Consider the following 22,297-nt stretch of genomic DNA (forward strand, 5'->3'; position numbering starts at 1 on the left):
ATGTCCCAGACTCCACGCTATACCACTGGTAACGGCGCCCCGGTGCCTCACGATGACATCAGCCAGACAGCGGGCCCGAATGGCTCACTGACCTTCGACAACTGGCGTCTTTTCGAGAAGCTGGCGCACTTCAACCGTGAGCGCATTCCGGAGCGTGTCGTCCACGCCCGCGGCGTTGCCGCCTACGGCACCTTCACCCTGACCCGTGACCTGTCTGACCTGACCATTGCCCGCTTCCTGCAGGGCGTCGGCAAGCAGACCCCGATGCTGGCACGTTTCTCCACCGTGGCCGGTGGTCAGGACAGCGGCGACAACACTCGTGACGTGCGCGGCTTCTCCCTGAAGTTCTACACCGAGGAAGGCAACTGGGACATGGTCGGCAACAACACGCCGGTGTTCTTCATCCGCGAGCCATCCAAGTTCCCTGACTTCATCCACACCCAGAAGAAAGACCCGCGCACCAACATGGTCGACTGGCAGAACCGCTGGGAGTTCTGGGCCAACCATCCGCAGGCGCTGCATCAGGTCACCATCCTGATGTCCGACCGCGGTATCCCGAAGTCGTTGACCACCATGAACGGCTACAGCTCGCATACGCTGAGCCTGTGGAACGACAAGGGCGAGCGTGTCTGGGTCAAGTGGCACTTCAAGACCGACCAGGGCCACGAGACACTGACCGATGACGAAGCGGCACAGGTCGCACCGGACTTCCACCAGCACGACATGTTCACCCGCCTCGAGCGTGGCGAGCGTCCGAGCTGGACCGTCAACCTCCAGGTGATGACTGAGCAGCAGGCGCGCGACTACCACATCAACCCCTTCGATCTGACCAAGGTGTGGCCGCACGGTGACTTCCCGCTGATGGAAGTCGGCAAGATGGAACTCAATCGCAACCCGGAGAACTACTTCGCGGAAGTCGAGCAGTCCGTCTTCTCACCGTCCAACTTCGTGCCGGGTATCGGCGCCTCCCCGGACCGCGTGCTGCAGGCACGTCTGTGGGCCTACGCCGATGCACACCGCTATCGCGTCGGTGCCAACGCCGAGCAGCTGCCGGTCAACCGTCCGGTCTGCCCGGTCAACCACTACCAGCGTGATGGCGTGATGGCGGGCATGTGCCCGGTCACCGGTCACGGTGGCGGTCCGCTGGGCGGCCAGGTCGGTCAGGGTGTGCCGGGAGAGACGAAGGAAGGTGGCCAGTACTCGCGCACCAACTTCTACCCCAACGAGCGTGCCGATCACGGCGCCCCGGTGCCGGACGCCACTGTTGCCGAGCCGCCGATGCCGCTGGAGCAGAACGCCTGGATGGGCTATCACGACAACAGCGATGAGGATAACTACAGCCAGGCCGGCAATCTCTACCGCCTGTTCGATGAAGGTCAGAAGTCGCGCATCACGGACGTCATCGCCGGCACCATGGTGGGTGTCAGCCACGTCGTGCAGTACAAGATGATCGCGCACTTCCGCCAGGCGGATGCCGACTACGGCGAGCGTGTCGCGACCAAGCTGGCCAGACTCGATCCGCGCTGAGTCAGTCATGTTGCATCCTTCGTCAGGTCAGTCATGACCCTTTGAACTGACGAAAACCTCAAGGCCCCCGCCGGTTACCCGGCGGGGGCCTTGTCGTAGGCGAGTCGCAGAGCGCCGTGCGAGCGTCAGCCGTTGCTGCGGGCGGTCGTTTCGCTGCCTGCTTTCTCGCACACGCCCAGTGCCCACAGCAGGAAGGCATCCTGCCGGGCGTTGTCACGCCAGGCCTTGAAGCGTCCCGAGGCACCGCCATGACCGGAACTCATGTCGGTGCGCAGCAGCACCGGATGCGGCGTGCAGTCCATCTGGCGCAGGCGGGCATACAGCTTGGCCGGTTCCCAGTAGGGCACGCGGGTATCGTGCCAGCTGCCCTGCAGGAACAGCGGCGGGTAGGGGGCGGCGCTCAGGTTGTCCAGCGGGGAATAGGCGCGGATGCGACGCCGCGCCTCGCTCTCGTGCGGGTTGCCCCATTCGGTGTATTCCGCGGTGGTCAGCGGCAGCTCCGGATTTTCCATGGTGCGCAGCACGTCCACGAAGGGCACATCGAGCACCGCGGCGCAGAAGGCCTCGGGGCGCTTGTTGAGGCTGGCTCCGACCAGCAGGCCACCGGCGCTGGCACCGTAGGCGGCAATGCGCTCCGCGGCCCCGACGCCTTGCTCGACCAGCGCATCCCGCGCGGCGAGGAAGTCATTGAAGCTGTTTTCCTTGTGCTCCAGCTTGCCGGCCAGATACCAGGGCTCGCCACGATCCCCACCGCCGCGCACGTGGGCGACGGCAAAGGCGACGCCACGGCTGAGAAGCTCCAGCCGCGCGATGGAGAACCAGGGGTCCAGTGTCTCGCCGTAGGCACCATAGCCATAGAGCAGTACCGGCAGCGGGGCGTGGGGGATACCCTCGCCATCACACAGGTCACGGCGCATCACCACCGAGACGGGCACCTGCTCGCCATCGTCGGAGGTGGCCCACAGACGACGGCTGATCAACTGCTCTGGCGCGAGATCGCCATGCACGGTCTGGCGCTTGAGCAAGGTGCGCTCACCCGTGTCAAGATCCAGCTCGATCCAGCTCGGCGGCGTGGTGAAGCTTTCCTCACGGATGCGCAGGCGGCGAGCGTCGAAGTGCGGGCAGTCGCCCAGCCCCTGGCTCAGGGGTTGCTCCGGCATCGCCAGGCGTTCGTCGCGGCAGATCGTTTGCGTAGGCGCCGTGCCCTCGAATTCGATCACGCGCAGCCAGGCCTGGGCCTGACGGTGATCGCGTTCATCGACCATCAGGCCCCAGGAAAACGCCTCCACGCCTTCCAGCGTCACGTCGTCGCGAGTGGTGATCAGCGGCTGCCAGTCGCCGGGGGCATGCTCGGCGGCGATATCCAGCTGGAAATGCGGCGCCTCCTTGTTGTGCAGCACATAGAAGTGGCCGGGGCGGTGATCGATGCCATATTCGACGCCTGTCTCGCGTGCGCGCACCAGCGTCATCTCGCCCAGTGGTGCCGCGGCCGGCAGCAGCCAGGATTCACTGGTGTCCTTGGACGCGGTTTCCAGTACCAGCCAGTCCCGTGAACGGGTCTTGCCCATGCCGACCCAGAATTCGCTGTCTTCCTCACGGTAGAGCAGCGTCTCGGCACGGCTCTCGATGTCCAGACACCAGATCTCGAAGGGGCGCTGGGTGCTGTCATAGCGCGTGAACAGCAGGTGCTGACCGTCCTCGGCCCACACCAGGTCCGGCCCGATATCCTCCAGCAGACATTCATCGTCCTGCCCTGCAGGCCGGGCCCGGCCAGGCTGGGCCTCGCCAGGCCGGGCCTCGCCACGCACTGGCGTGCGCGCGTCGCGGTCAACCGCGCTCAGTGTTGCAAGCCGCAGGCTGAACACCTCGTCGCCGCTGGTGTCCAGAGTCCATGCCAGTCGTTGCTCATCGGGCGAAATGGCCATGTCGCCCAGTTCGACGAAATCGTGATGGCGCGACAGGGCCTGCAGGTCCAGCAGACATTCATGGCGCGAGCGATCCGTGGGGTCCGCCTCCAGCGGATGGCGCCACCAGACGGGATACTCCGCGTCAGCGGCGGTCTCGCTCCAGTAGACGTGATGGTCGAGGGCTTCCGGCAGACTGGAAACGGCGAGTTCGCGACGGGCCAGATGTCCGGTGTAGAGGGCGTCAGTCAGTGACTCGAGTGGCGTGAACCAGGTATCGCTCTCGGCATTGGCGGCCTCGAGAAAGGCCTTTACCTCTGGTGTGTCGCGCGCTTCAAGCCAGTGCCAGTGGGGGTCTTCGGCACGATAATGACGCTGGACGGGGCTGTCGGACATGGCTACCTCTTGAATGTCGTGTGCCCGAGTGTGTCGGGCGGGCTTGGAGTGTAACATTGAGCCTGTCCCACAGCGTTCGCAAGCCCTTGCCGCGAGCGGCATGTCGCGTCCCTGGTTGGCGATGAGCCGTGTCTGACGTCATGCGGTGAGCGGCCCCCTGAGTGGGGAGGATGTGATGGCTGGCCTTATATCGAAGACCTGACACAGGTCTCGCCAGGAAGTTCTGACAGGAGTGAAGGGCATGTTGATTTCGGATTCTCTGCCGCAGATGTGGCTGATCTATCTTGGCCTGGCGGCAGTGGTCTTGGTGACCGGTTATCTGGCGGTTCGCGCCTTGCCGCGCTTCATACGCTGGATCGTGGTGGGAGCGGTGGCCGGCATGATCGCGGTGCCGACCGGTTTTCACGTGACGGCCAGCGTGCCGGAAGATTCCTATGGTGGTACGGCGCCAGCCATCGTGGCCTTCGCGGTGAGCCTGATCCAGAAGGATGGCAGCGGCATGGCCTCGGCCTTTGCCATGCTGGTACTGGGCATCGGAGCGGGCGTCGCGGCCGGTCTCGGCATCTGGTGGCTGGGACGTGGCCGTGAGCAGCGTCGGCGTGAAATGGCCCGCTCGCGTCAGCGTCGCGCGTCAAGTGCCGACGAAGAAGAGAACGACGACCTGCACGGGGAGGGCCTGCGTGCCGAGCGTCGTGACACGTCCGCCGGTGGCGCCACACGCTCGCGCGCCGCGCGGGATCGTCAGGAACCTTCTCTCTGATCAACGCTGCCCGGGCTTGCCCATGGGTGGAACAAGGATCTGCAATGGCTCGTGATGTGAATGCCTCGTCGTCTCTCGCTCGTCCCGTCGTTCGGCGCGCCCGCCGGCGCCCGTCAGATCCCCGCGCGTGGCGCCGGGGGCTGGCCGGTCTGACCATCTCGCTGCTGAGCGCTTTCTCAGGGCTGGGGGCCACCGCGGCATGGGCCGAAGAGTCAGCCTCTGCCCCCAAGGTCGCGGCTTCAGCGAGCGGGAGACAGGAAGGCGCAGAGGTGTCGCCCAGCGAAGTGTCGCCCAGCGAGGCGGCAGCGCCGGGCAAGACACCGGATCTGCGCATGGCCATCGATGTCTCGGGCAGCATGAAGCACAACGACCCGGCCAATCTGCGCGCCAGTGCGCTGGATCTGCTGGTGACGCTGTTGCCGGAGCGCTCGCATGCCGGGGTATGGGGCTTCGGTGAGCAGGTGCAGTCACTGCTGGCGCTGGGGGCGGTGGATGCCGGCTGGAAGCGGTCTGCCCGCGGACTCGAGAGCCGTCTCGACGACTACGAGCAGTACACGGATCTGGAGGCGGGCCTGCGCGCCGCTGCTCAGGGAAATGATGCCGGCGTGGGTGGTGATGCACCGCGTCAGATCATCCTGCTCTCCGATGGCATGGTCGACCTGCGTGAGCCGAGCACCCGCAAGGCCGCCGCGGACAGCGCCTCGCGTCAGCGCATCACGGATGAGCTGACGCCGCAGCTTGCCGCCCACGACATCACGGTGCATACGGTGGCGCTGTCGCGCAATGCCGATGTGGATCTGCTTCAGCAGATCGCGGACGGTACCGGCGGCCTGGCGACGGTCGCCGAGAGCCCGGAAGACCTGTTGCGTGCCTTCCTCGCGGCGCTGGATCGCATCGTGCCCGGTGAGCAGGTACCGCTGAACGACAAGCGCTTCGTGATCGATGACAGCGTGCAGGAATTCACCGCCCTGGTCTTCCACGGCCCCGATGATCGCTCGCCGGTGCTGATTTCGCCGCAGGGCCAGCGTTACCGTCTCGCCGACCAGGCGTCACTGCCGGAAGGGGTGCGCTGGGAGCACCAGCCGCGTTATGACCTGATCACCGTGACGGATCCCCAGACCGGCAAGTGGCAGCTCGAGGGTGAGGTGGGGGCCGATAGCCGCATCACGATCGTCTCGGAACTGGCATTGGTATCACGGCCCCTGCCTGCCACGCTCTATCGTGGTTTCGACTACTCGCTGACCGCATCGCTGGTCGATGGCGCGCGCGCCGTCAATGATGAGGACTTCCTGGCGACGCTGGATGGCAATGCACGTCTGGTGCCGGAGCAGGATGTGCAGGAGGGAGAAGGCGCGGCGGAGGATGTCACCACCGCGCAGCAGCGAGGCCTTGAGCGTGACGGCGCCGACTTCCATGTCGACATGCCGGCCCCCGACCAGCTCGGTGGCGCCCGCCTGACCCTGACCGTGATGGGCTATCGCGACAATGCCTCCTTCGCGCGCCAGCTCAGTCAGCGTACCAGCGTGGTGGACCCGCTGCTGGTCGAGCCCGTCGGCGCTGACCCGCGTACCGGCAAGTCGCCTGACGCGCTGGAAGTCAGTGCGCGTCATCCGCTGCTCAATACCGCCAACACGCGTCTGGTCGCGACGCTGCATGGGGAGGCCCTGAGCGTGGCGGAGGATGGCGAGCGGCAATGGCGCATCGACCTGCCGCCCCTGGACTCGGATGTCCAGGCGGATGTGCAGATCAGCGCGCGTCTCGCGCTCGACGGAGCTCCGCCGGTGCTGGACCTCGCGCCCTATACCCTCAATGCGGACGCGGCGCGTCGGGCGGCCAATCTGGATCGCACACCCATCGAAGGGGAGCGCTTCGGTGAGATCGAGGGGCTGGATCAGGCCGGGGAAGATGCGCCGGAAGACCTCAACGCCCTGTTGATGAAGGGCCGTCTGCCCATCGACAAGGTACCGGCGTTGATCGGCCAGTGGTTCGAGGGCGCTTCCGACTTCGCGCGCCAGGAAGCCGGCTCTGTCCGGAGCCGCATGATCGCCTATGCCGTGGCCGGCGCATTCGGCCTGCTGATGCTGATCCTGCTGGTGCGCCGCATGACACGCAAACCGACCCGACGGGAGGAACCCCATGTGTGAGCTGCTTGGCATGAGTGCCAATGTTCCGACCGATATCTGCTTCAGCTTCGCGGGCTTTCTGCAACGCGGGGGTGGCACCGGCCCGCACCGCGATGGCTGGGGTATCGCCTTCTATGAAGAGGGTGGCTATCGCGAATTCCGTGACCCGCACCCTTCAGTGGATTCGCCCATCGCGCGGATGATTCTCGACTATCCCATCAAGTCACAGATGGTGATCAGTCACATCCGCCAGGCCAATGTCGGCCAGGTGACGTTGGCCAATACCCACCCGTTCACGCGGGAGCTGTGGGGGCGCCAGTGGTGCTATGCCCACAATGGGCAGCTGGCGGACTGGCAGACGCTTCCCTTGCCGTACTATCGCCCCGTGGGCAGCACGGACAGCGAGCACGCCGCCTGTTTCCTGCTCGGCGAGATCCGCCGTGCCTTCCCGGAACCGCCCTCTCGCTGTGAGGACCTGTGGCGTCACCTGCATGCCCAATGCGAGCGTCTGCGCGCGCTGGGGGTCTTCAATCTGCTGCTCTCCGATGGCGTGCATCTCTACGCCTACTGCTCCACCAAGCTTGCGCACATCACGCGCCGAGCGCCCTTCGGGCAGGCGAGCCTCACCGATTTCGAGATGAGCGTCGACTTCCAGCAACACACCACCGATGCGGATGTGGTGTCGGTGATCGCCACCGACCCGCTGACCGACAACGAGCAATGGCAGCGGCTGCTGCCCGGGCAGCTGGTCGTGTTTCGGGAAGGTGAGCTGGTCGCCAGTCTTGGCGGTGAGTTGCCGCTGAGTCAGGAAGAGCAGGGGCAGGAGCAGACTGAGAGCGGGGCGGTCGATCGCACCGCCACCGCGCGTCGCAAGCCGGACTGGCTGGCCTCGGACCTGAGTTGCTGATGCCTGAGCGCTAGAAAAGTCGTTCGATCGCCAGACACACGAAGGGCCGCAATCGCGGCCCTTCGTGTGTCTGGCTTCCCGGTCTTCACTGACGTTTGCGGTCAGCGGCAGGCATCAGATTCAGCCTTCGACATCGTCGAACATGCCGGCGAACATCGGCGAGGACAGGTAGCGTTCGCCACTGTCCGGCAGGATGACGACGATGGACTTGTCGGCGTAGGCCGGGTCTTCGGCGAGGCGCAGTGCCGCGGTCATCGCCGCACCACAGGAGATGCCGCACATGATGCCCTCTTCCTGCATGATGCGACGCGCCATGGCCATGGCGTCTTCGCTGACCACCGACTCGACGCGGTCGATCAGCGTCAGATCCAGGTTATCGGGGATGAAGTTGGCACCGATCCCCTGGATCTTGTGCGGTGCCGGGGTGATGGGCTCGCCCTTGAGGCGCTGGGCAATGATGGCCGATTCCGCCGGCTCTACCGCCACGGCTTCCAGCGTCTGGCCACGCACCGTCTTGAAGTAGCGTGCGATACCGCTGATGGTACCGCCGGTGCCGACCCCCGCGACCAGCACGTCCATGTCGCCGTCCAGCGCATCCCAGAGCTCAGGGCCGGTGGTTTCCTCATGGATGCGCGGGTTGGCCGGATTGGAGAACTGCTGCGGCAGGAAGTAGCGCTCCGGCTCGGCCTTCTTGAGTTCGCAGGCCTTGTCGATGGCGCCCTGCATGCCCTTGGCGGGGTCGGTCAGCACCAGATTGGCACCCAGTGACTTCAGCACCTTGCGGCGCTCCATGCTCATGGAGGACGGCATGGTCAGGGTGACGGGGTAGCCACGCGCCGCACCGACGAAGGCCAGCGCGATACCGGTATTGCCGGAGGTCGGCTCGACGATCTCCATGCCCGGCTTGAGCTCACCGCGCGCTTCCGCATCCCACACCATGCTGGCACCGATCCGGCATTTGACGGAGAAGGCCGGGTTGCGGGCTTCCACCTTGGCGTACAGGCGCGGGTGGCGGCTGAGGCGGTTGATCTTGACCAGCGGTGTATTGCCGATGGCCTGTGAGTTGTCCTGGTAGATCTTTGCCATGGGGAAATCTCTCTGATCGATGAACAGTGACATGAGTGACGAGAAACAGACGCCGGGCATGCGGCTGCCACTGGCGTTCTGTGTGGATGGGCTTCAGAGTAAGAGGTAGCGCGTCGCGATTCAAAGGCCTTGAGAGCATAACGACATGTCAGCGTCGTCAGGGCCCCATGTGATGCATGCCGTCATGGCCGACAGCAGTCGATTTCCGCAATGTGAACGATGGTTTCAATCGATCGTTTTACAATCTCGAGACGGCTGGTTAAGGTAGCCTGACAGCATGAGAGGGTGGGGTGGAGTGCCATCTCGGCATCCCCCGTCATTTCCTGCGTGTCCGTCCAGCTGCGGACACCACGTCCCGATAACAACAAGTGTTGCGATCACTCGCGAGGGCTGTCGTCAAGCAGCCGCCAGCGGTCTCCACCGCCTCTCGGGGAATGCACCAGACGAACGATGCCATGGAGCCAAGTGCCATGCGTGATGCCAATCCTGCCGCCCCTGCGGCAGCCCATGATCCGCACCAGTCAGGCTCGGCAGAGGCCGCCGATTCCCTGATTCTCAGCGGTGAGCCGTTGTCCGGTCTCGAGGAGTACCCCTCGATTCTGGAGGTCTTCGAGGCCAGCTGCGCCAATTATGCCGAGCGTCCGGCCTTCAGCTGCATGGACAAGACGCTGAGCTACGCCGATGTGGATCGCCTGTCGCGCGACTTCGCCGCCTGGCTTGAGCATGAGACCGGCCTTGAGCCCGGGGATCGCATCGCCATCCAGCTGCCGAACCTGCTGCAGTTCCCGGTGGCCGTGTTCGGGGCGCTGCGCGCCGGTCTGGTGGTGGTCAACACCAACCCGCTCTACACCGAGCGTGAGATGCAGCACCAGTTCCATGACTCCGGCGCACGCGCCATCGTGATTCTGGCCAACATGGCGGACAAGCTCGAGAAGGTGCTCAAGCGCACGTCCATCGAGGAGGTCATCATCACCGAGATCGGTGACCTGCATGATTTCCCCAAGCGCCCGTTGATCAACCTGGCCGTACGCTACGTCAAGAAGATGGTGCCGAAGTACCATCTGCCCGACGCCCACTCGCTGCGCAGCGTGCTCAAGCGCGGCGCGGGGCTCTCGCACACGCGTGTCACGCGAGAGGCTGACGACATCGCGGCACTCCAGTACACCGGCGGGACCACCGGGGTCGCCAAGGGCACCATGCTGACCCACCGCAATCTGGTGGCCAACATGCTGCAGGCGCGCGGTGTGATCAGTGATGTGCTCAATGAAGGCCAGGAGGTGCTGATCGCGCCGCTGCCGGTCTATCACATCTATACCTTCACGGTGAATTGCCTCTACAGCATGGAGAGCGGCAACCACAGCGTGCTGATCACCAATCCCCGTGACATCGATGGCTTCATCAAGACGCTGGCCAGGACACCGTTCACCGCCTTCGTCGGCCTCAATACGCTGTTCTCGGCGCTGTGCCAGCGCGATGATTTCAAGGCGCTGGACTTCTCGAGCCTCAAGCTGACCATCTCCGGCGGCATGGCCCTGACGCGCAGCGCGGCTGAACGCTGGGAAGCCGTCACCGGCTGCCCGATCGCCGAGGGCTACGGCATGACCGAGACCTCGCCCATCGTCAGCTTCAACCCCCCGCGTGAGCTGCAGCTGGGGACCATCGGCAAGCCGGTGCCCGGCACCGAACTCAAGGTGGTGGATGCCGAGGGCGTGACGCTGGGGCGTGACGCGCCGGGTGAGCTGTGCGTGCGCGGTCCCCAGGTGATGAAGGGCTATTGGCAGCGTGATGACGCCACGCGTGAGGCGATGGATGACGAGGGCTTCATCCGCACCGGCGATATCGCGGTCATCCAGCCGGATGGCTTCGTGCGCATCGTCGATCGCAAGAAGGACATGATCATCGTCTCCGGCTTCAATGTGTTCCCCAACGAGATCGAGGACGTGGTCAGCGGGCATCCGGATATCGTCGAGGCCGCGGCGGTCGGCGTGCCGGACGAGCAGAGCGGTGAGGCGATCAAGCTGTTCGTCGTGTCCAGCAACCCGGATCTCGACCGCGACAGCCTGCGCAGCTGGTGCAAGGAGCAGCTGACCGGCTACAAGGTGCCGCGTTTCGTCGAATTCCGCGATGAGCTGCCCAAGACCAACGTGGGCAAGGTGCTGCGCCGTGAACTGCGTGACAGCGACGACGATGGAGGCAATACCCCGGTGCGCGAGACCTGAATCCCGGCGTTGAGACGGGCCGCCGGCATGAGCGGGCGGCCACCAAGGTTGGGCGTGGCTACGCGCGGGGCTACAATGGACGGCCCGTCACTCGTTGGCGGGCCGTTTCGTCATTCAGGTCTCGTGGCTCGCTGCCCTGTGCAGTCGGGCGAGAGGCTGAGTTCCCGAGAGTATCCGGCTGCGCGCGTGGCGTGTGGTCGCTGGTTGAGAAGAGGCAGTCCTTGAGCGACACCGCTACCGCACCGTCCGAACATGCGCGTCTTGAAGCCCTTGCGGCTCGCCTCGAACGCGCCCTGAGCCGTGATCAGCGCGAGCTGGGCAAGCGCCTGGCTGGCCTGCGTCGGCGTCTCAAGGAAGGCAAGCCGGTCGATCGTGCCATCAACGATATCGAGAGCCGCCTCGAGGCGAGCATCGCCCAGCGTGCCGCGCGCGAGACGGCGCTGGCGCGCTGGCAGACACCGGCCGCACTCAACTATCCGCCGGAGCTGCCGGTGGTGGAGCGTCGCGAGGACATCCTCGCCGCGCTCGCCGAGCATCAGATCGTGGTGGTCGCCGGTGAGACCGGCTCGGGCAAGACCACCCAGCTGCCCAAGCTGTGTCTGGAGATGGGACTGGGGCGCAATGGTCTGATCGGCCACACCCAGCCACGCCGGCTGGCGGCGCGCTCGGTGGCGGCGCGTCTGGCCGAGGAGCTCGAGACGACCCTCGGCGAGACGGTCGGCTATCAGGTGCGCTTCAACGACACCACTGGCCCGTCGACGCTGATCAAGCTGATGACCGACGGTATCCTGCTGGCGGAAACCCAGCATGATCCGGACCTGAGCCGCTACGAGGCGATCATCATCGATGAGGCCCACGAGCGCAGTCTGAACATCGACTTCCTGCTCGGCTATCTCAAGCGCCTCACCGCGCGTCGTCCGGACCTCAAGATCATCATCACCTCGGCGACCATCGACGTGGAGCGCTTCAGTCAGCACTTCGCGGCCCAGGATGGCACGCCGGCGCCCATCGTCTCGGTCAGCGGGCGCAACTTCCCGGTCGAGACCCAGTACCTGCCGCTGGTGCGCGATGCCGAGGATGAGGAAGACCTCAGCCTGCAGGAAGGTATCCTGCGCGCGGTGGAAGAGCTGTCGCTGATCGAGCGCGAGAAGGGCTGGATGCAGGGCCCGCGTGACGTGCTGATCTTCCTGCCCGGCGAGCGCGAGATCCGCGCCACCGCGGATACCCTGCGTCGCGCCCAGCTGCGCGATACCGAGGTATTGCCGCTGTACGCGCGGCTCTCGAACGAAGAGCAGAATCGCGTCTTCCAGCCGCATCGTGGCCGGCGCATCGTGCTGGCCACCAACGTCGCCGAGACCTCGCTGACCGTGCCGGGCATCCGCTACGTGATCGACCCGGGGCTGGTGCGCATCAGTCGTTACAGCTATCGCTCCAAGATCCAGCGACTGCCGGTGGAACCGATCAGTCAGGCCAGCGCCAATCAGCGCAAGGGCCGCTGCGGGCGTATCGCCGAAGGCCTGTGCATCCGTCTCTACAGCGAGGAGGATTTCCTCGCGCGCCCGGAATACACCGAGCCGGAAATTCAGCGCACCAATCTGGCCTCGGTCATTCTGTCGATGCTGTCGCTCAAGCTGGGCGACATCGAGAAGTTTCCCTTCGTCGATGCGCCGGATTCGCGCTTCGTCACCGATGGTTTCCGCCTGCTGCGCGAACTGGGCGCGGTGGATGAGCACAACCGCCTGAGTCGTGATGGTCGCACCCTGGCACGTCTGCCCATCGACCCGCGTCTGGCGCGCATGGTGCTGGAAGGCGCCTCGCGCGGCTGTCTGCGTGAAGTGCTGATCATCGTCAGTGCACTGTCAATCCAGGACCCGCGCGAGCGTCCCGCCGACAAGCGCCAGCAGGCGGATCAGATTCACCACGAGTGGGACGATGACAGCTCCGATTTCGTCAGCTGGCTGAATCTGTGGGAAGGCTTCGAGCTGGCGCGTGATGCCCTGGGCGCCAACCCGCTGCGTCGCTGGTGCAAGGCGCGCTTCCTCAACTATCTGCGTCTGCGCGAGTGGCATGACACCTTCCGTCAGCTCAAGCAGCTGACGCGGGATCTCGGGCTGGAGATGACCAGCAGCCAGCACGAGCGCGACGCCGAGGCACAGGCCGAGGTCACCGCGCGGGTACTGGCGTCTCCGGGCCAGGGCCGTCGTCCGTCGGTGGCCATTGATCATGAAGCCCTGCATCGTGCGCTGTTGACCGGGCTGCTCTCCAATCTCGGCCTCAAGCAGGAAAATCGCGAGTATCTCGGGGCGCGCAACCGACGCTTCTTCGTGCATCCGGGCTCCGGTGTGGCCAAGAAGTCGCCCAAGTGGGTGATGGCGGCCGAAATGGTCGAGACCACCAGGCTATACGCGCGACAGGTCGCGGCGATCAAGCCCGAGTGGGTCGAGCCGCTGGCCGAGCATCTGGTCAAGCGCAGCTACAGCGAGCCGCACTGGGAGATGAAGCGTGCCCAGGTGGTCGCCAGTGAGCAGGTCACGCTGTTCGGCCTGCCCATCGTCACCGCGCGCAAGGTGCATTACGGCCCGCTGGCGCCACAGGAATCCCGCGAGCTGTTCATCCGCCGGGCGCTGGTCGAGGGTGAATTCCAGACCCGCGCGCCATTCTTCGCCCACAATCGTGGCCTGATGGAGGAAGTCGGGGAGCTTGAGGATCGTGCGCGCCGGCGTGACATTCTCGTCGATGAGGAGACGCTGTTCGCCTTCTATGCCGAGCGGATTCCGGAAGGCATCTACAACGGGCGCGGCTTCGACAAGTGGCGCAAGGATGCCGAGCGCGACAATCCGAATGTCCTGCATCTGGATCTCGATGATCTGATGGCGCGCGATGCCGAGGAAGTCACCGCTGCACGCTATCCCGAGCAGCTGCATCACAATGGTGTCGCCTATCCGCTGAGCTATCACTTCGCACCCGGCGCGGTGGATGACGGCGTGACCATGACGGTCCCGGCGGCGATGCTCTCCCAGCTGCCGCGCTATCGCATCGAGTGGCTGGTGCCGGGGCTGCTGCGGGACAAGGCCATCGGCCTGATGAAATCGCTGCCCAAGCAGTATCGCAAGCAGGTGGTGCCGATTCCCAACTGGGTCGATGCCGCGCTTGAGGCGTTGACCCCGGACGACGTGCCGCTGACCGACGCGCTGGCCGAGTTCATGCGCGTCAAGACTGGCCTGCGCCTGCCGTCGGATGCCTGGGCGCCGGAGACGCTGGAGCCGCACCTGAACATGAACCTGCGCATCGTCGATCAGGACGGCAAGGTGCTGGGGGAGGGGCGTGATCTTGAAGTGCTCGAGGCGCGTTTCAAGGACTCGGCGGCCGCCGCGGCACGCGCCATGGCCAGTCGCAGCCGCGATGCCGACAGTGAAGTGCTGGAAGACCTGCCGGAGGCGCCGATCGCGACCTCCCACAGCACAACCCAGGCAGGCATTCGGGTCGAGGCCTATCCGGCGCTGGTGGTGAAGCCGTCGGTGCCCGCTGAGGGCGGCATGAGTGCCAAGGAACGCAAGCTGGCACGCAAGACCGGCAGAAACAGTGCACCGTCAAGTCACTCGCCCGCGAATGCTGCCGCCTCAAGCGAGCAGCAGCTGAGCGTGGAGCTGTTCGATCATCCGGCCAAGGCCGCCGCCGCGCATCGTGATGGCATCACGCGTCTGGCGATGGCGCGCCTGCCGGATCAAGTGCGCTATCTGGACCGGGAGTTCAAGGCACTGGAGCGCTGCGCGCTGCTGTTCGCCAAGGTCGGCACGCGTCGCCAGCTGGCGGATGACTTCCTCTACAGCGTCTTCGAGCAGGTGATGGCCGTCGAGCCGCTGCCGCGTTCGCGCGGTGAGTTGCAGGCGCGTCTGGATGACAAGCGGGCCGAGCTGGTGCCCCACGCCGAAGCACTGATCAAGCCGTTGGAGGCCGCGCTCACGCAGCATCTTGAGCTTTCCAAGCGCCTCAAGGGCAAGATCGACTTCTCGATGGCGCTGGTGGTGGCAGACCTCAAGGCCCAGCAGGCCCGCCTGGTGCACCCGGGCTTCCTCCAGGAGGCGGGTGCCTGGCTGCATCAGCTGCCACGCTATGTGGAGGCGATGCTGATCCGCCTCGACAAGGCCCCGCGTGAGCGCATGCGTGATCAACGTGACATGGAGGCGGTCAAGAGCTTCGAGACACGCCTTGATGCCCGCCTGAGCAAGGCCCGCGAGCAGGGCCTGCCCGATGCGGAGCTGGAGGAGTTCGGCTGGTGGTTGCAGGAGCTGCGCGTCTCATTGTTCGCCCAGCAGCTCGGCACGCTGGAGACCGTCTCCCCCAAGCGGCTGGAGAAGCGCTGGCAGGAATTGATGGCGCGGCGCTGAGTCGAGCCGCCATCCGCTTGCGTGACTGCTGCGTGGAGGCGTGATGCTCGCGTATGGCTCAAGCTGCATACAGAGAAAGCTGTTTAAGAGACGGCTGTTATCACGGGACGGATGCCAGGTTCAGGCGTCCGCCTGGCGCGAGACAGCGTACACTGAAGACAAGGGGGTGACGCTGTCTCGCTGCCGGCGCGGACCTAGAGGCTCGGCATTCGCCGCATGGGATGTCAGCCGCGACGTCACCCGATCAATCGGTGGTCTCCGACGAGAGGCCACTGTCAGGAGTGGATGCATGCCCAACAACGACAATCAGCACGCTGCCGACCCTCGCGCCACCACGGCGGAGCGCCAGCTGGACGCCACTGGCAATCACCGCGTGCTGATCACCGGCACCGGCCTCTACACGCCGGAACATGCCGTCAGCAACGAGGCGCTGGTCGCCTCCTTCAATGCCTGGGTGGCGGCGGACAACGCCGCCAATGCCGAGGCCATCGCTCGGGGCGAGCGCGAGCCGCGTACCGAGTCCAGCGCTGAATTCATCGTCAAGGCCTCGGGTATCCACAGCCGCTACGTGCTGGATGCCGAGGGCATTCTCGACCCTGAGCGCATGCGCCCGCGGCTGCCTGCGCGCGACAATGCTCAACCCTCTGTGCAGTGCGAGATGGGCGTGGCGGCCGCGCGTGAGGCGCTGGCCGCGGCGGGCGTGAAGGCCGAGGAACTTGATCTGGTCATCGTGGCCTGCTCCAATCTCGAGCGCCCCTATCCGGCCGTGGCGGTGGAGCTGCAGGCGGCGCTCGAGGCCGGTGGCTATGCCTTCGACATGAACGTGGCGTGCAGCTCCGCCACCTTCGGGATCGAGACCGCGGCCAACGCCATCCGCAGTGGCAGCGCGCAGCGGGTGTTGATGGTCAATCCCGAGATCTGCAGTGCGCATCTGAATTTCCGTGATCGCGACAGTCACTTCATCTTCGGCGATGCCTGCACGGCCGTGGTGCTGGAAGCGGCGGATGTCGCCACGCGCACCGATGGCTTCGAGGTGCTCGGTACGCGACTGGTGACCCGTTTCTCCAACGCGATACGCAACAATTTCGGCTTCCTCAATCGCACCGCGGTGCTTGAGGATGATGTGGCATCTGCCACGACGCTGGACAGCGCCACGCACCGTGAACAGGCCGATGACAAGCTGTTCATCCAGGAAGGTCGGCGCGTCTTCCGCGAAGTCTGCCCGATGGTGGCCGAGCTGATCACCACGCATCTGGGCGAGCTCGAGGCCGATGGCGGTGATCTTGATCGCATGTGGCTGCACCAGGCCAATCGCCACATGAACGACATGATCGCTCGTCGCGTGCTGGGGCGTGATCCGTCGAGCGAGGAAGCGCCGATCATTCTCGACCGCTATGCCAATACCAGCTCGGCGGGGTCGGTGATCGCCTTCCATCTGCATCATGCGGATCTGCCCGCTGGCAGCCTGGGTGTGCTTTGCTCCTTCGGCGCCGGCTACAGTGCGGGAAGCGTGCTGCTGAAACGCTGTGGATGATACGCGCTGATGGCGTGCTTGAGCGGATGGCGCACTGGCTCCTGGCGTGAGCGGAACGTATAAAGAAGACCGGACCTGACAGCCATGGATGTGGCAAGGACCGCTGCAGGATTCCAACAGACTTACAGGTGATGCGATGCACATGATCAAGACTTCCCTGCCGGCACTGCTGGCCATGTCTCTGCTGGCCGGTTGTGCCAGTACAGGTGACAGCGAGCCGAATCCCCAGGACCCGTGGGAGGGCTTCAACCGCAACGTCTACACCTTCAATGACACCCTGGATCGCTATGCGCTCAAGCCGGTGGCTCAGGGCTACGATTACGTGACGCCGGAGCTGGTTCAGGATGGCGTGGGCAACTTCTTCTCCAACCTCGGGGAAGTGCGCACCATGTTCAACTCGGTGCTGCAGTGGAAGTGGGCGAATGCCGGGATTTCCACGGGGCGCCTGCTGCTCAATTCCACCGTCGGTATCGGCGGGCTGTTCGATCCGGCCAGCGAGCTTGGCTGGACGGTCGACGAGGAAGATTTCGGTCAGACACTTGCCGTGTGGGGCGCCGGCCAGGGGCCTTACCTCATGTTGCCGCTGTTCGGTCCGAGCACGCTGCGTGACACTGCCGGCATGCCGGTGGATTACTTCAATGATCCGATCAACTACCTCGAGGAAGACAAGGTGCGCTATGGCCTGAAAGCACTGGATCTCGTCGATACCCGTGCCGGTCTGCTCGAGCAGGAGAAGTTGATTCAGGGAGATCGCTACAGCTTCATCCGCGATGCCTATCTGCAGCGTCGCAACTTCGAGATCAACGATGGCAAGCTCGGGGATGATCCCTTCGCCAGCGACAGTTTCGATGATGCGGATCTCGATGGTGCCTTTGCACCGGAAGATGACAGCCAGTAAGGGCTGCCGAGTGTCCTGGCGGCACGTCGAGGCACGCGGATAGCGCGATGGCGAGGCGCCAGGGTCTGGCAGTGGATTGCGGCACGGGACGGGCATGAGAGGTTGGCATGGCGGATGAGCAAGGCAAGCGTCTGTTGATCGGTCTGATCGATCTGGTCGGTTCGCGGCGTGATGCGCTGGCGACGCTGTTGACGGATGAGCGTTGCGCAGTGGCGGCCTGTGACAGCATTGCAACGCTGCCCAGTGGGGTCGCGGTGGTGGTGGCGCATGTCGAGGCCGTGGCCAGTCAGGAGTGGGCGCGTCTCGCCGAGTGCCTGCCCACGGTGGTCGTGGCCGAGAGTCGTGGCGATGAATGCCTGTTGCCCGCGGTGGAGGCGGGGCTGGTGGATTATCTGATCGCCCCGCGTGAGCATGGCTCGGTGTTGCGCAGTCTGCTCAAGCGGGCGGCGGAGCATCACCAGCTCGCGCATGAACACGCCAAGGCCCGGGCGCGCCTCGAGGAGCTCAATGAGCATCTCGAGACGCATCTGGCGATGCTGCGTCAGGACCAGCTGGCCGGTGGGCAGATCCAGCAACGCTTGTTGCCGGAAAGTGGGCAGAGAATCAATGGCATCCGCTATGACTATTGCCTGTCGCCCTCGTTGTATCTGTCGGGAGATTTTCTCGAGTATCAGGCGATCGATGAGCGTTTCAGTCTGTTCTATTTCGCCGATGTCTCCGGGCATGGGGCGTCTTCGGCCTTCGTGACGGTGCTGCTCAAGCTATTGTTCGCGCGTGCGATTCGCCACTGGGAGGAACATACGCCGGAAACCTTCGGTCCTGAATGGTTGGCGTTGCTCAACCGTGAGCTGCTGGACAGTGGCATCGGCAAGCACGCGACCGTGCTGTGCGGTGTGATTGACCGTGAAGCGGCCACGCTGCATTACACCCTGGGGGCCCAGCTGCCGATGCCGGTCCTGGTGACTCCGGAGGGTGGGATTCAGGTACTGGAAGGCAGCGGGCGCCCGGTAGGCCTCTTCCCAGGCACCCGCTATCCGGCGTATCGTGTGGCGCTTCCCGCGCGTTTCCGCCTGTGGCTGGCCAGTGATGGTGTGCTGGAGTGCCTGCCGGGCGAGGCGCTGGAGGAACGAACTCAAGCACTGCATCAACGGATACTGAGCAGTGAGGATGTGCAGGGATTGCGCCGCGGTCTGGCACTGGATGGTGAGCTGCCGGATGACCTTACCCTGATGACGCTGACAGGATTCCATGATGGATGAAGGACGTATCCAGGCCGTGTTCGATGACGGCCTGTTCGTGCTCAAGCTGTCGGGTGACGTACGCCTGACACTGTGTGCCACGCTGGACCAGCAGGTTCAACGCGTGGCAGCGGTCGATGGTCTGGAAAGCGTGATCATCGATCTGCGCGAAGCCACCAACATTGACTCCACTGCACTGGGCTTTCTGGCCAAGCTGGCACTGGCCGTGCGGGATCGTCTGATCCTGCCGGCCCAGGTGGTAGCGGCTCACCCTGATGTGATGACCATGCTCAAGGTCATGGGGTTCGATGAGGTGGCCAGTGTCGTGGATGCCAGTCAGCTGGCGGAGGCGGAGCAGGCCGAGCTGGACAGCTCGGGCTGTGATGACGCCACGGCGGAGGTGCCGGTCGAGGGTGGGGCAGAGGCCTCGGCGAGTCAGGAGCAGGCACTGCGCGGCCGTATTCTCGAGGCGCATCGTCTGTTGATGTGTCTCAATGGCCACAATCGCCTGCAGTTCCAGCCCTTGATCGAGCTTCTGGAGAGCGAGGAGCAGCGCCAGCCGCATTGACGATGCGGGGTGTCGCCTGAACGCAAGAGCGCCTGCCGTGATTCACGGCAGGCGCTCTTCGTTGCTGCGCCAGAAACACGCCCTTGCTCGACAAGGGCGTGTTCTCGACGTCATGCTCAGTGGCTGCGCAGTTCGGCCAGCAGTGACTCGAGCTTGCGCTGATCCGCCATGAACTTGCGGATGCCTTCGCCCAGCTTCTCGGTGGCCATGGCATCTTCGTTCATGTCCCAGCGGAAGTTGGACTCGGTCAGCACTTCCGGCACGTTGCGCTCGGCATCGGCGGCCTGCAGACGACGCGCCAGCGGGCCCGTGCTTTCGGCCAGCTCACCCAGCAGCGCCGGAGAGATGGTCAGGCGGTCGCAACCGGCCAGGGCTTCGATTTCCCCGGTGTTGCGGAAGCTGGCGCCCATCACGATGGTCTTGTAGCCGTGACCCTTGTAGTGCTCGTAGATGGCCTTGACGGACTTCACGCCCGGGTCGTTGTCGCCGCTGAAATCGGCATCCGGCTGGTTGGCCTTGTGCCAGTCGAGGATACGGCCGACGAAGGGCGAGATCAGCGTCACGCCGGCATCGGCGCAGGCCTGGGCCTGGGCGAAGCTGAACAGCAGCGTCAGGTTGGTACGGATGCCTTCACGCTCGAGCTTCTCGGCGGCACGAATGCCTTCCCAGGTGGAGGCGGTCTTGATCAGGATGCGCTCCTGACCGACGCCATTGGCGGCGTAGCGCTCGATGATGCGATGCGCGCGACGGATGGTCTCGTCGGCATCGAAGGACAGGCGGGCGCTGACTTCGGTGGAGACATAGCCCGGTACCAGACCGGCGATCTCGGTGCCGATATCCACGGCCACGGCGTCCACGGCATCGTCGATGTCGGTGGCCTTGCGCGCGACCTCGGTCAGGCGCTCGCGACGCGACGGGTCCTGGGCGGCCTGCAGGATCAGCGACGGGTTGGTGGTAGCATCTGTGGGCGCGAAGCGACGAATCGCCTCGAGGTCACCGGTGTCGGCGACAACGGTGGTCATGTCCTTGAGTTGGGAGAGCTTGTCCTGTGCCATGCAAGAGTTTCCTGTACTGAGCGCGGGTCGTCCGATGACGACCTTCATGAAAAGGGAAGACGTGAAGGTCTGGGCTACGAAGCGGGAACGACATGGCCAGAGCCTCGACGATGATACTCCATCGGCCGTACCGCGGGGATGTCGTCGCTGTCGGTGTGAACATGATCACATGGATGTGACAACTTCTTCACGTTCGTTACCTCAACTGTATCAATTGTATGGCGGCGCGCCCACTGTCGCGGTCTACCGGCAGACGTGTCCGCTCATGCCTGCGACAGGCTGGCACCGAGGTGTCGGGGACCCAAGGAAGGTGAGGGAGCCGGTGAGCGGGCCGATGCCGGCACCTGGGTCCATGACGTGCCGCATCGTGAAGGATTCTTCAGCAGGCGCATGATCGCGCCGTTATCGTGAAACTCTCGGGAGGGGATGTGGACAAGCGTCAAACCCGTCAGCTGGCCTTGCTGGTCGCTGCCAACACCGCACTGGCCCCCTTGGCCATCGATGCCTATCTGCCGGCATTGCCGGCCATGGCGGAAGCGCTCGACACCAGCGTCCATCATACGGAGCTGTCACTGTCGATCTTCCTGCTCGGCTTCTCGCTGGGGCAGTTGATCTTCGGGCCGCTGTCGGACCGCATCGGCCGCAAGCCGGTGTTGCTCTCCGGGATCTTCGTCTTCCTGCTGGCGAGTCTGGCGATCACCCAGGTCGACAGTCTCGAAGGCCTCTATGCGTTGCGATTCGTGCAGGCGCTGGGCGGCGGGGCCTCGGTGGTGAATTCCTCGGCGATCGTGCGTGACTGCTTCAGCGGGCGCGAGGCGGCCAAGGTGCTCTCGACCGTCGCGGTGATCATGATGCTGGCACCGCTGATCGCCCCGGCGATCGGCAGTCTGCTGCTGGGCTTGGCGGGCTGGTGGCTGATCTTCGCCTTCCTGGCCGCCTATGCCGCCTTCCTGCTGGTCGTGCTACCTTTCCGGCTGCCGGAGACACGCCGCCATCGCGAAGCGGATGAGCCTCCGGCCAGCATCGCGCAGGTCGCTCGCGATTATGTCAGCGTGATGCGTCATGGCCCGGCGATGGGCTATGCCATTACCCAGGCGATGGGCTTCGGTGGCATGTTCGCCTTCATCACCGCCTCCCCGTATGTCTACATGGAGCACTTCGGTGTCACCGCCTCCTGGTACCCGGCGCTGTTCGGGGCCAACATCCTGTTCATGTTCACCGCCAATCGCCTCAACGTGCGCCTGCTGTCACGCATGTCGCCTCCACGGCTGCTGCGCATCGGGATCGGTATCCAGCTGCTCGCGGCCTGTCTGCTGGTGCTGGCATTGGCGCTGGGGCTGGATCATCTGGCGCTGATGGCACCCTTGCTGATGCTCTTCGTCGGGGCCAACGGCATGGTCGCTCCCAATGCGATTTCTTCCGCGCTCGAGTACTTCCCCCGTATCAGCGCCACCGCCAACGCCCTGATCGGCAGCCTGCAATTCGCCAGTGGTGCCTTGATCGGCATGCTGATCGCAGGGCTGGCGCTGGACAGCCTGTGGCCGATGATCCTCGGCATGCTGGGCACGGCGCTGGTCAGCAATATCCTGCTGCGCGTGCTGGCGGGGCGTCGCGCCCTGGCGCGTCATGCCGCCCCCTCGGACTGAGGGTCATTGATCACACGGCGACTCGCGATGACTGTCACACGGTTGTCA

The 22,297-nt window shown here is 64.8% G+C and carries 14 protein-coding genes; 11 read left to right on the plus strand and 3 right to left on the minus strand.

Annotation, left to right across the window (positions count from 1 at the left end; genetic code table 11):
* Positions 1-1,527: a catalase gene (locus HXS66_RS05680; RefSeq protein WP_176503045.1), complete on the plus strand. Its 1,527-nt coding sequence runs from the start codon at positions 1-3 to the stop codon at positions 1,525-1,527.
* 125 nt (positions 1,528-1,652) lie between these two features.
* Here the strand turns inward: HXS66_RS05680 and HXS66_RS05685 are convergent, their stop codons facing one another.
* Positions 1,653-3,827 (minus strand): S9 family peptidase, encoded by a 2,175-nt coding sequence (locus HXS66_RS05685; protein WP_176503046.1) that lies wholly within the window; start codon positions 3,825-3,827, stop codon positions 1,653-1,655.
* A 241-nt stretch (positions 3,828-4,068) separates the two neighbouring features.
* Between HXS66_RS05685 and HXS66_RS05690 the strand changes: the two genes are divergently transcribed.
* The 3 genes from HXS66_RS05690 (at position 4,069) to HXS66_RS05700 (ending at position 7,617) form a co-directional block, all read left to right on the plus strand.
* Positions 4,069-4,587: a hypothetical protein gene (locus tag HXS66_RS05690; protein ID WP_084209296.1), complete on the plus strand. Its 519-nt coding sequence runs from the start codon at positions 4,069-4,071 to the stop codon at positions 4,585-4,587.
* 269 nt (positions 4,588-4,856) lie between these two features.
* Entirely contained in the window at positions 4,857-6,731 is a 1,875-nt protein-coding gene (locus HXS66_RS05695; RefSeq protein WP_176503047.1) for a vWA domain-containing protein, read from the plus strand.
* Positions 6,724-7,617 carry a class II glutamine amidotransferase gene (locus HXS66_RS05700; protein ID WP_176503048.1) on the plus strand — a complete coding sequence of 298 codons (894 nt, stop codon included), beginning with the start codon at positions 6,724-6,726 and terminating at the stop codon, positions 7,615-7,617. Before HXS66_RS05695 ends, HXS66_RS05700 begins: the two co-directional genes overlap by 8 nt.
* A gap of 120 nt (positions 7,618-7,737) precedes the next feature.
* Here the strand turns inward: HXS66_RS05700 and cysK are convergent, their stop codons facing one another.
* Positions 7,738-8,703: a cysteine synthase A gene (cysK, locus tag HXS66_RS05705; RefSeq protein ID WP_077379423.1), complete on the minus strand. Its 966-nt coding sequence runs from the start codon at positions 8,701-8,703 to the stop codon at positions 7,738-7,740.
* Positions 8,704-9,173: 470 nt separating this feature from the next.
* On the opposite strand from cysK, the gene HXS66_RS05710 reads away from it, so the two are divergent.
* From HXS66_RS05710 to HXS66_RS05735, 6 genes are all read left to right on the plus strand, one after another.
* Positions 9,174-10,922 (plus strand): AMP-binding protein, encoded by a 1,749-nt coding sequence (locus HXS66_RS05710; RefSeq protein WP_176503049.1) that lies wholly within the window; start codon positions 9,174-9,176, stop codon positions 10,920-10,922.
* A gap of 221 nt (positions 10,923-11,143) precedes the next feature.
* A complete protein-coding gene (gene hrpA, locus HXS66_RS05715; RefSeq protein WP_176503050.1) occupies positions 11,144-15,310 on the plus strand; it encodes an ATP-dependent RNA helicase HrpA in 4,167 nt (1,388 codons plus the stop codon).
* A gap of 289 nt (positions 15,311-15,599) precedes the next feature.
* Entirely contained in the window at positions 15,600-16,844 is a 1,245-nt protein-coding gene (locus HXS66_RS05720) for a beta-ketoacyl-ACP synthase III (RefSeq protein ID WP_176503051.1), read from the plus strand.
* 142 nt (positions 16,845-16,986) lie between these two features.
* Positions 16,987-17,742: a VacJ family lipoprotein gene (locus HXS66_RS05725; protein WP_240499592.1), complete on the plus strand. Its 756-nt coding sequence runs from the start codon at positions 16,987-16,989 to the stop codon at positions 17,740-17,742.
* Positions 17,743-17,849: 107 nt separating this feature from the next.
* On the plus strand, positions 17,850-19,001 hold the full coding sequence (locus HXS66_RS05730; protein ID WP_084209291.1) for a PP2C family protein-serine/threonine phosphatase: 1,152 nt from the start codon (positions 17,850-17,852) through the stop codon (positions 18,999-19,001).
* Complete coding sequence (locus HXS66_RS05735; RefSeq protein WP_084209290.1) at positions 18,994-19,548, plus strand: STAS domain-containing protein; 555 nt, start codon at positions 18,994-18,996, stop codon at positions 19,546-19,548. Before HXS66_RS05730 ends, HXS66_RS05735 begins: the two co-directional genes overlap by 8 nt.
* Positions 19,549-19,664: 116 nt before the next feature.
* Here the strand turns inward: HXS66_RS05735 and tal are convergent, their stop codons facing one another.
* Positions 19,665-20,603, minus strand: a complete 939-nt coding sequence (tal, locus tag HXS66_RS05740) for a transaldolase (RefSeq protein WP_077379279.1) — start codon at positions 20,601-20,603, stop codon at positions 19,665-19,667.
* 428 nt (positions 20,604-21,031) lie between these two features.
* On the opposite strand from tal, the gene HXS66_RS05745 reads away from it, so the two are divergent.
* Entirely contained in the window at positions 21,032-22,249 is a 1,218-nt protein-coding gene (locus HXS66_RS05745; RefSeq protein WP_077379283.1) for a Bcr/CflA family multidrug efflux MFS transporter, read from the plus strand.
* Positions 22,250-22,297 lie beyond the last annotated feature (48 nt).

It is taken from the genome of Cobetia sp. 5-11-6-3, assembly GCF_013374055.1.
Lineage (GTDB): Bacteria > Pseudomonadota > Gammaproteobacteria > Pseudomonadales > Halomonadaceae > Cobetia > Cobetia marina.

Excerpts from the sequence above, each read along its gene's own strand:
- tal (WP_077379279.1), bottom strand. The coding sequence starts at position 20,603 with ATGGCACAGGACAAGCTCTCCCAACTCAAGGACATGACCACCGTTGTC.
- HXS66_RS05685 (WP_176503046.1), bottom strand. The coding sequence starts at position 3,827 with ATGTCCGACAGCCCCGTCCAGCGTCATTATCGTGCCGAAGACCCCCAC.
- HXS66_RS05720 (WP_176503051.1), top strand. The coding sequence starts at position 15,600 with ATGCCCAACAACGACAATCAGCACGCTGCCGACCCTCGCGCCACCACG.
- HXS66_RS05725 (WP_240499592.1), top strand. The coding sequence starts at position 16,987 with ATGATCAAGACTTCCCTGCCGGCACTGCTGGCCATGTCTCTGCTGGCC.
- HXS66_RS05690 (WP_084209296.1), top strand. The coding sequence starts at position 4,069 with ATGTTGATTTCGGATTCTCTGCCGCAGATGTGGCTGATCTATCTTGGC.
- HXS66_RS05710 (WP_176503049.1), top strand. The coding sequence starts at position 9,174 with ATGCGTGATGCCAATCCTGCCGCCCCTGCGGCAGCCCATGATCCGCAC.
- HXS66_RS05730 (WP_084209291.1), top strand. The coding sequence starts at position 17,850 with ATGGCGGATGAGCAAGGCAAGCGTCTGTTGATCGGTCTGATCGATCTG.
- HXS66_RS05700 (WP_176503048.1), top strand. The coding sequence starts at position 6,724 with ATGTGTGAGCTGCTTGGCATGAGTGCCAATGTTCCGACCGATATCTGC.
- HXS66_RS05735 (WP_084209290.1), top strand. The coding sequence starts at position 18,994 with ATGGATGAAGGACGTATCCAGGCCGTGTTCGATGACGGCCTGTTCGTG.
- cysK (WP_077379423.1), bottom strand. The coding sequence starts at position 8,703 with ATGGCAAAGATCTACCAGGACAACTCACAGGCCATCGGCAATACACCG.
- HXS66_RS05680 (WP_176503045.1), top strand. The coding sequence starts at position 1 with ATGTCCCAGACTCCACGCTATACCACTGGTAACGGCGCCCCGGTGCCT.